The 9,994-nt window shown below is 43.9% G+C and carries 8 protein-coding genes and 1 other annotated feature; of the genes, 5 read left to right on the top strand and 3 right to left on the bottom strand.

Features of this window, described 5'->3' with window-relative positions:
• Positions 1-343: 343 nt before the first annotated feature.
• From clpB to rluD, 3 genes are all read right to left on the bottom strand, one after another.
• Positions 344-2,917, bottom strand: a complete 2,574-nt coding sequence (gene clpB, locus BCT11_RS13675) for an ATP-dependent chaperone ClpB (RefSeq protein WP_038882441.1) — start codon at positions 2,915-2,917, stop codon at positions 344-346.
• Between the two features lie 148 nt (positions 2,918-3,065).
• Complete coding sequence (gene pgeF, locus BCT11_RS13670; protein ID WP_102388527.1) at positions 3,066-3,794, bottom strand: peptidoglycan editing factor PgeF; 729 nt, start codon at positions 3,792-3,794, stop codon at positions 3,066-3,068.
• A 1-nt stretch (position 3,795) separates the two neighbouring features.
• Positions 3,796-4,773, bottom strand: a complete 978-nt coding sequence (rluD, locus tag BCT11_RS13665) for a 23S rRNA pseudouridine(1911/1915/1917) synthase RluD (protein WP_038874005.1) — start codon at positions 4,771-4,773, stop codon at positions 3,796-3,798.
• 136 nt (positions 4,774-4,909) lie between these two features.
• Between rluD and BCT11_RS13660 the strand changes: the two genes are divergently transcribed.
• From BCT11_RS13660 to yjjX, 5 genes are all read left to right on the top strand, one after another.
• Positions 4,910-5,638, top strand: coding sequence for an outer membrane protein assembly factor BamD (locus BCT11_RS13660; protein WP_102388526.1), 729 nt, complete (start codon positions 4,910-4,912; stop codon positions 5,636-5,638).
• A gap of 153 nt (positions 5,639-5,791) precedes the next feature.
• A complete protein-coding gene (locus tag BCT11_RS13655) occupies positions 5,792-7,249 on the top strand; it encodes a lytic transglycosylase F (protein WP_198593948.1) in 1,458 nt (485 codons plus the stop codon).
• Positions 7,250-7,619: 370 nt separating this feature from the next.
• Positions 7,620-7,946 (top strand): ribosome-associated translation inhibitor RaiA, encoded by a 327-nt coding sequence (raiA, locus tag BCT11_RS13650; protein ID WP_038868798.1) that lies wholly within the window; start codon positions 7,620-7,622, stop codon positions 7,944-7,946.
• 108 nt (positions 7,947-8,054) lie between these two features.
• Positions 8,055-8,176: a sequence feature (Phe leader region), on the top strand.
• 13 nt (positions 8,177-8,189) lie between these two features.
• Positions 8,190-9,368 (top strand): prephenate dehydratase, encoded by a 1,179-nt coding sequence (gene pheA, locus BCT11_RS13645; protein WP_038866429.1) that lies wholly within the window; start codon positions 8,190-8,192, stop codon positions 9,366-9,368.
• A gap of 24 nt (positions 9,369-9,392) precedes the next feature.
• The gene (gene yjjX, locus BCT11_RS13640; protein WP_198593947.1) at positions 9,393-9,926 is read left to right on the top strand and encodes an inosine/xanthosine triphosphatase; all 534 of its coding nucleotides are present in this window, start codon (positions 9,393-9,395) and stop codon (positions 9,924-9,926) included.
• The last annotated feature ends 68 nt before the right edge of the window (positions 9,927-9,994 follow it).

Genomic DNA, 9,994 nt, shown 5'->3' with positions numbered 1-9,994 from the left:
AGGTTCTTATTTTTAAAGAGCACACTCTGAAGTTCTCTTCAAAGTGGACGGCCATTTTAGCGAGATAACTTATCGTGTCAAACACTTTTTTAAGTTATTTCTCTGTGAGTTACTTTCGAACTCACTGACCTTGTCATCTCGGCTTCGCTTTGTTTGCTTTCCTGTGACAACGGAGGCGCATTATAGGGAGTTCGTTTAGGAACACAACCCTATTTTTCAAAAAAACTTATCTTTTTGGTTCATTCGTATAGAAAACAATCAAAACCCGATAAAAGTGCATCAAAAAGGGGGCTACTGCCCCCTAAACCTTGAACTTCATCTCACTTTCACTGCATTAGTGAAATTACTGGTGAGCGATAACTTGGTCATTGTTCACAATCAGCTGTACTTTCTTATCTGGCAATATTTGTCCGGCTAAGATTGATTTCGCTAGTGGGTTTTCGACATTTTGTTGAATGGCACGTTTTAGAGGTCGCGCACCATACACAGGATCAAAACCAACTTGAGCAATCAAATCGAGGGCTTTTGCGGATACCTCCAATTGGTAACCTTTTTCTTCTAAGCGTTTAGCTAGACGTTCCAGTTGAATAGAAGCAATCGACTTTATGTGCTCTTGACCAAGCGGATGGAATACAACACTTTCATCAACACGGTTTAAAAACTCAGGACGGAAGTGCTTACTAACCACATCCATAACTTCATTCTTAATGCCTTGGTAATCCAGAGTAGCAAAGTTCTCTTGGATGCGAGCTGAACCTAAGTTCGATGTCATGATCACTACAGTATTACGGAAATCAACCGTTCTACCCTGACCATCAGTTAATCGACCATCATCCAATACTTGCAGCAAAATATTGAACACATCGGGATGCGCCTTTTCTACTTCATCTAATAGGATGACAGAATAAGGTTTGCGACGAACCGCTTCTGTTAGATAACCACCCTCCTCATAACCAACGTAACCCGGAGGCGCACCAACTAACCTTGCCACAGAATGTTTCTCCATGAATTCAGACATGTCGATACGTACCATTGCATCTTCGCTATCGAACATAAAGCTCGCGAGTGTCTTACACAATTCCGTTTTACCCACCCCCGTAGGGCCTAAGAATAAGAAGGAACCAATTGGTTTGTTTGGATCTGATAATCCTGCTCGACTACGGCGGATTGCATTCGATACCACTTCTACCGCCTCTGCCTGACCAATCACACGTTTGTGCAATACCTCTTCCATGCGGAGCAGTTTCTCTTTTTCTGCTTCGAGCATTTTAGAGACTGGTATACCCGTTTGCTTAGAGAGTACTTCTGCAATCTCGTTATCCGTCACCTTATTGCGTAGTAGCGTCATCTCTTGCATCTCAGCTTGAGTTGCAAGGTCGAGTTGTTTTTCAAGTTCAGGAATACGACCGTATTGCAATTCAGACATACGGTTTAAATCACCTGCGCGGCGAGCAAAATCCATGTCCATACGCGCTTGCTCTAGTTCACCTTTAATATGTTGTGTACCAGAAAGGGCCGCTTTTTCAGCATTCCACACTTCTTCAAGCTCCGCGTATTCGCGTTCTTTTTCATCCAACTCTTCATTAAGTGCATTTAAACGTTTTTCACTCGCTTCATCATGTTCATTACTTAATGCTTGTTGTTCGATTTTAAGCTGAATGATCTTACGCTCTAGCTTGTCTAGTGACTCAGGCTTGGAGTCAATCTGCAAACGAATGCTAGAAGCCGCTTCATCAATTAAGTCGATCGCTTTGTCCGGTAATTGACGGTCTGACACATAACGGTGTGACAAACTGGCCGCTGCGACAATCGCAGGGTCGGTAATCTCTACATGATGATGAAGTTCATAGCGCTCTTTTAGACCACGCAAAATCGCAACGGTATCTTCAACACTAGGTTCGTCCACCAGCACTTTTTGGAAACGACGCTCAAGTGCGGCATCTTTCTCTATATACTGACGATATTCATCCAATGTTGTTGCACCGACACAGTGAAGCTCGCCACGTGCCAACGCTGGTTTAAGCATATTGCCTGCATCCATAGAGCCTTCGCCTTTGCCAGCGCCGACCATAGTATGTAATTCATCGATAAAGAGAATAACGTTGCCTTCTTCTTTGGCTAATTCATTCAATACCGATTTCAAACGTTCTTCGAATTCACCACGATATTTCGCTCCTGCTACGAGCGATCCCATATCTAGTGAAAGCACACGACGCCCGCGTAGACCTTCCGGAACTTCATTATTAATGATGCGCTGCGCCAAACCTTCCACAATAGCGGTTTTACCCACGCCCGGCTCACCGATAATGACAGGATTGTTTTTAGTTCGACGTTGCAGTACTTGAATGGTTCGACGGATTTCATCATCGCGACCGATCACAGGATCCAGCTTACCCTGCTCTGCACGTTCGGTAAGGTCAATCGTGAACTTTTCCAAGGCTTGGCGAAGCTCTTCTGCATTGGGATCATTGACCTTTTGACCACCTCTGATCTTTTCGATTGCTTGGCTAACTTTTTGCTCAGTTAAGCCGAGCTCTTTAAGCAATTGACCAAGAGGACCGCGGTCTTCCATTGCAGCAAGTAAGAAGACTTCTGATGAGATGTAAGAGTCCTGACGCTTTTGAGCCACCTTGTCACACAGGTTAAACAAAGTCCCCATTGAACTAGACAATTGAACATCACCACCAATACCGCTTACTTTTGGCAATCGGTCTAACATCTCGCTCAACTTTGAACGTAACTGAGTAACGTCGACATCTAACATTGTTAGCAATGGACGAATTGGGCTACCGTTTTGATCCAGCAAAGCCACCATAAGATGGACTGGTTCGATGTATTGATGATCGCGCCCTAACGCCAGTGACTGAGCATCAGAGATAGCGATTTGAAACTTACTTGTGAATCTATCAAGACGCATATCTTCCTTCCTAACCTCAACTTAAGAGAATTCTTTTGACAGTTAGAAAGATGGATACGCAAAGGGGGAATTTCAAGGGAGTGAATCAATAAAGATAGCTTTGCAAAAATAGAGCTATGCATCATAGCGACTTTGCGCTTGGTCAGAGTTAATCTTCAATCCAAATAAAAGTGGCTTGTCGACCAGTCACACCATCACGGCGATAGGAATAAAAGTCATCTTTGTCTTGAAAAGTACATAGACCTGAATAAAATACTTGAGTGACACCAAGTTTATTAAGACGCTGAGTTGCAAGCTTGGACATATCGGCTAACCACTTTCCTTCAACATCACGAGGGGTAAAGGCTTGATAAGCTTGTGAGTCGAAATCCATAAAGGCTTGGAGGACATCTTCCCCCACTTCAAATGCTTTTGGTCCAATAGCAGGACCAAGCCACGCCATTACCTCACCAGAAAACAACTCTAATGCGTTTTCAATGATACCATTCGCTAAACCACGCCAACCGGCATGCACCGCAGCAACTTGGGTACCTTGCATATTGGTCAGTAAAACGGGTAAACAATCTGCCGTCATAGCAGAACAGATAACATTGCTTGAAGACGTATATATGCCATCCGCATCGAGCACTTGCAAAGTCGGAGCACTCACTTGAGTGACAACCGTCGAATGAGTTTGGTTTAACCAGATAGGTGCGGTCGGCATATTTGCCTGTTGCGCTAACCATTCGCGGTTTTTTTCAACTAATGACAGTTCATCCCCAACGTGTGCACCTAAGTTAAGCCCTTGATACGGAGCAGAAGAAAAGCCCCCTACTCTCGTAGAGGAAAAAGCTTTTACATTCTTAGGCGCAGGCCAGTTGGGAATAACTGTCTTCATATTAGAACTCGTCTGGTAGACCGTATTCTTCTGTATCTTTGCGCAACGCTTCTGTCATGACGACCATATCCGCAGGCACTGGAGCATGGAACTCAAGCTCTTCACCAGTGATAGGATGTTCAAAGCGAAGCATTACCGCGTGCAGTGCTTGACGGTCAAAGCCACGAATCATCGCAGTCACTTCTTCTGAAGCACCTGTCGGGATACGAGCACGACCACCGTAAGCGGTATCACCTAATAGCGGATGCTGCAGGTAAGACATGTGCACACGGATTTGGTGTGTACGACCGGTTTCTAGACGAAGACGAATGCGTGTATGCTCGCGGAAGTGCTCAGCAACACGGTAGTGTGTTACTGCTGGCTTACCCAGAGGAGCTACAGCCATCAGCGTACGCTTAGTAGAGTGACGACCAATTGGCTTATCCACTTTACCGCCTGCTGTCATACGGCCGATAGCAATCGCTTCGTATTCACGTGTAATGTTACGTTTTTGCAGAGCACGAACTAGACGAGTTTGCGCCGGAACGGTTTTTGCGACCACCATTAGGCCAGTCGTATCTTTATCCAAACGGTGCACAATACCTGCACGAGGTACTTCTGCAATATCAGGATAATGATGCAATAGCGCGTTGAGCACGGTACCATCTGGAGTACCCGCACCAGGGTGAACAACAAAATCACGAGGCTTATTGATTACGATGATGTCATCATCTTCGTAGACGATATCTAGAGGGATATCTTGCGCTTCCCAGCGTTCTTCATCTTCCAGCTCGGCTTGCAAGGTAATTTCCTCGCCACCCATAACTTTGGTGCGAGGTTTAGTGACAACTTCACCATTCACTTGTACTTTCCCGTCAAGAAGCCATTCTTTCAGGCGAGAGCGAGAAAAGTCTGCGAATAATTCGGCGATAGCTTGGTCCAAACGTTGACCTAATTGGCTATCTTTTACGGTGTTGGTTAAAACAATCTGCTGAGCCATATCGAACTTTTTTAAAAACTGTGAGACTAATGCTCACGACTGTGGAAAAATAGACTATCACGTCATTGTATCTGTTACTGGAAAGAAAGTAACGGCAGCTTAAGAAATATTTAGATTCAAGGAACAGACTCCTGATATGAAACATCAGACTTTAACAGGCCTTTTAGCGGTATCCCTTCTGTTTGGCTGTGCAAGCAAAGAAGAAATCGTTCCTGATGTGCCACCTTCTGAACTGTATGCTGACGCGCAAACGTCGCTTCAAAGTGGTAACTGGCTTTCTGCTATTGAGAAATTGGAAGCTTTAGATTCGCGTTACCCGTTTGGTGCCTACTCTGAGCAGGTACAACTTGACCTTATTTACGCGTACTACAAAAACGACGACCTAGCATTAGGTCTTGCAACGATTTCTCGCTTTATGCGTTTGAACCCAACTCATGAAAAAATGGACTGGGTATTGTACATGCGTGGTTTGAGCCACATGGCGCAAGACCGTAACTTTATGCATGACTTGTTCAACGTTGACCGTAGTGACCGAGATCCAGAGCCAGTTAAGAAAGCATTTGATGATTTCAAAAAACTGCTAGAGCGTTACCCAAACAGCCCATATGCTGAAGATTCACAAAAACGCATGGTGGCACTGAAAAACCGCTTAGCAAACTACGACCTTGCTACTGCGGACTTCTATCTACGCCGTGAAGCTTGGATTGCTGCGATTAACCGTGCCCAAGAACTTCAAAAAGCATTCCCAGATACTGAAGCAGCACGCAAGTCACTGGATATTCAGTTAGAAGCTTACAAGCAACTGGAACTAAAAGATGCCATTGCCAGAACGGAAGAGCTGATAAAGCTTAACCCAGTAAAATAACACCAACCGCCACAGCTTTGCTTGTGGCGGTTTTGTTCCCCCCCCTCCTTATTTTTGCTTTATCCTTTCTCGTTACCACATTCATTACCTTGATGATTTTTTAAGCGACACATATGCTTAAGGTTCTCCTTCACCATCAACATGGATGTGAACATGGCATTATCAAAGCTATGGACAGGACTTCTACTGTTACTCTCAGCATCAGCATTTGCTTTAGAGTTGTCCCCTCTGAGACAGCCCCCTTACACAGGTGATCTCGATGTCATTAAAGAGAAGAACGTCTTGCGTGTGTTGGTATCTGCCGATTTGGGTTTCTATTACATAGAGGGAGGTGAACCAAAAGGGATTGGCGCTGAGTTGCTTGCGCATTTTGAGAAAGATTTACGCAAACTCAAACCTAAGATCAATATTCAAATCATTCCTGTATCTCGTGATGAGCTGCTTCCTTCCCTAGAACAAGGGCTGGGAGATCTGGTTGTTGCGAACCTCACCATTACCGACGCACGTAAGAAATTGGTTGATTTTAGTGATCCTGCCATTACGGGAATTGAAGAGTGGGTGATCACCGACAAAAAAACACCTGTGATGACCAAGCTTGACCAGTTAAGCGGCAAGGAAATATGGGTACGTGCCAGTTCAAGTTACTTCGAGAGCATTCAGGCATTAAACAAACAACTTAATAAGAAAGGCTTACCACCTGTTGTTGTGCATTTCATAGAAGAAACACTACAAGACTACGAATTGGTGGGAATGCTCAACAATGGCTATGTCAAAGCCATCGTTCTTGATAGCCACAAAGCCAAGTTGTGGATGAGCTTTATGGATGATATTCGCTCTCATACCAAAATCCCCCTCCGCACCGGCGGTGAGATAGCATGGGCAATGAGGCACGATAGTCCAGAGTTGAAGAAAGTGGTGAATAAATTCATCAAGACATCAAGATCCGGCACCTTATTGGGCAATGTGATTTACGGCAAATATATCGATAATACTAATTGGCTCAACAAAGCCCTCAACCCGAAAAAAATCGCGCAATTAGAAAAGCTCTCTTCCTTATTCTCTAAATATGGAGAGAAATACGATTTTGATTATCTGCTTATCGCCGCAGTGGCCTATCAAGAATCTGGATTTAACAATAATCTAGTATCGAGTCGAGGTGCAGTTGGCATCATGCAAATTCTGCCAAGTACTGCCAGCGACCCAAACGTAAACATTAAAAACGTTCGAAACTTGGAGAACAATGTCCATGCTGGTGTGAAGTACATGGCCTTTCTACGTCGATACTACTTCAGCGATGAAGCAATCAGTAAAGAGAACAAACTGTACCTAACGCTTGCCGCATACAATGCAGGGCCTGGAAATATAGAGAGAATGCGCAAACGCGCCGCGCAACAAGGTTATGACCCAAACGTTTGGTTTCACAATGTAGAAGTGGTGACGCGACGTAGCTTAGGCGAGACCGTCAGATACGTCACTAACGTGAACCGCTACTACGTTATTTACAAGCAACTCGAAAGCCTCGACCTAGCCAAGACATTGGACAACGTCTTATTAGCGCCAGAAGACCCTGTGTTCATGACGCCATTGAAGAAAATAAGCCAAACGCCATAAAACCGAGAACAAAAAACCAAAAACGCCGCTCAGTTCATGAGCGGCGTTTTTGAATCTAACTTATCTATGCACTTTAAGAGTGATCTGATTCACATCTTTGTTCTGGTTAATTTTTAACTAACTAGAATTACAGGCCGTATAACTCCCCTAAAAACGGGATAGTTTTCAGCTCAGTACTCTATCCAATCTAATGATTTCGAATCCGATAACAAGCAATTTTCACAGAAATCTAAACAGTTCTTGAGAAAGATCACATTCACTTCCCACCTATAAAAAACCACTCAAAATAGTGATCTATATCACATTATTTTATCCTCAGAGCGGTAATCTGAATTCAACCCATGAGGGATGAAACAGAGGAAAAACATTTATGACAATGAACATCACTGGTAAAAATATCGAAATCACCTCTGCAATCCGAGCTCATATTGAGAGCAAATTTAAAAAGCTGGAGAAATGGCAAGTAGACATCATCGGATGCCAAGCAACTTTCAGTGAGGAACCAAACAAACAGAAGAAATTCGAAGCCGTTATTACGGTTCCTAAAGGGCAACTAATCGCCTCAGCTACTCACGAAGATCTTTACGCAGCTATCAACGAAGTGGAGCAAAAACTAGAACGACAATTGAATAAGCTGACCCACAAACCTGAAGCTCGACGTGCTAGCAAGCCAGAGTTAGTGGAAGAAGAAGAGTAAACCGACCAGATCGAGGAAGTAGCGCCGTAAGGCGCTATTTTTTTGCTTGACGCTCCCCGCCTGCTTGCTTATTGTGTTTAAACACTCACAAATTAAGCACTATTTATGCATTTGACTCACCTGTTTCTTTTTGACTTCTTTTTCCTTCCATAGTTGGAGGGGCTAACTCGTTTGTGAAAGAAAAGTCAAAAACAAACAGAAAGCCTCCCAAATCGGGAGGCTTTTTTTATAAGGAAAGAATTGATGACTGACCAACCTATTTCCCTAGATGAAATTCGTTTACGTTTGAATGAGCTTGATGACGAGCTTTTAAGCTTGCTGTCTGAACGTCGCAAGCTCAGCATTGAAGTAGCAAAAAGCAAAGTCCAAACATCAAAACCTGTTCGTGATGCTGTCCGTGAACAACAACTACTAGTAAAACTGATTACCAACGGCCGTGATAAATACGAACTCGACGCTCAGTACATCACCAAACTTTTCCATACGATCATCGAAGATTCGGTGCTTTTGCAACAAAGCTATCTACAGAACCTAGTCAACCCTCAGCAAAGTCGTAAACCATTAGCACGAGTGGCTTTCTTAGGAGCTAAAGGGTCTTACTCTCACTTAGCTAGTCGTGAGTACTTCAGTCGTAAAAATACAGAGCTAATTGAACTCAACTGCGAGCACTTCAAAGAAGTAACTCAGACCGTTGAATCTGGCCATGCTGATTATGGTGTTCTACCAATTGAAAACACCAGTTCTGGTTCAATTAACGAAGTCTACGACCTTCTACAACACACAACACTTTATATCGTAGGAGAGCTGACTCAACCGATTGAGCATTGCCTTGTTGCAACCAAAGACATTCGTCTAGAGAACATCAAAACGCTTTACTCTCACCCGCAGCCCCATCAGCAATGCAGTGAGTTCCTTAGCAGAATGAAAGGCGTTCAACTCGAATCTTGTGCGAGCACAGCCGATGCGATGCAGAAGGTACAAGAATTGGGCCGTGATGATGTCGCCGCTATCGGTAATGCTTCCAGTGGTAAGCTTTATGGCTTACAAGCGATCCAAGGCAACATCGCGAACCAAACTGAAAACCATACCCGCTTTATTGTGGTTGCTCGTAAACCTGTCGAGGTCTCTACACAGATACCGGCAAAAACCACATTGATTATGTCTACCTCTCAAGAGGCAGGTTCTTTAGTCGAGACCCTGTTAGTACTGCAACGTTTCGGTATCAACATGACTAAGTTAGAGTCCCGTCCGATCATGGGTAACCCATGGGAAGAAATGTTCTATGTTGATTTAGAATCACACCTTGGTTCCACCGCCATGCAACATGTGCTCGATGAGCTCACCAAGATAACTAAACACCTGAAAGTATTAGGATGTTACCCAAGTGAGAACGTAAAACCCACTCAAGTAAAATTGGGTTAATAGACATCGATAGGTAAAAAGATCATGGTAGACCAAAAAGTCGTTATCGCTTCACTCAACCCTGCAAAAATTAAAGCCGTAGAGAGTGCTTTTCAAAGTGCTTTCCCTGAACAACGTTTTAACTTTTTCGGAGTCAGTGTCCCGAGTGAAGTTTCAGACCAGCCAATGACCAATGATGAAACACGCCGAGGTGCTTTAAATCGTGTTCGCAATGCTAAAACTGAGATGCCGAATGCTGATTTCTATATTGGTTTAGAAGCGGGTATTGAAGGAAAAGTTACTTTTGCTTGGATGGTGATTGAATCCGAGACTCATCGTGGAGAGTCACGTTCAGCAAGTTTGATGCTACCACCAAAAGTGCTAGAAAAACTTGAACATGCCAATGAACTGGGTGATGTAATGGATGAAGTATTTGGTACTGACAACATCAAACAAAAAGGTGGCGCAATTGGCCTGTTAACTCAAAACCAACTGACGCGCAGTTCGGTCTACCACCAAGCTTTGATTCTGGCGTTGATTCCTTTTACCAACCCTGAACATTTCCCTGTAAACCTATAGCTGTGTGGCTCTTATTAAGAGTCTGAAGCTGATAGTCGAGTAAAGTACTGACCCGTCCTGATATGGGT

Source organism: Vibrio sp. 10N.222.52.B12 (genome assembly GCF_002875385.1).
Taxonomy (GTDB): domain Bacteria; phylum Pseudomonadota; class Gammaproteobacteria; order Enterobacterales; family Vibrionaceae; genus Vibrio; species Vibrio jasicida.
The sequence above is the reverse complement of the archived record's forward strand: the minus strand, read 5'-3'. Positions and strand labels throughout refer to the sequence as shown.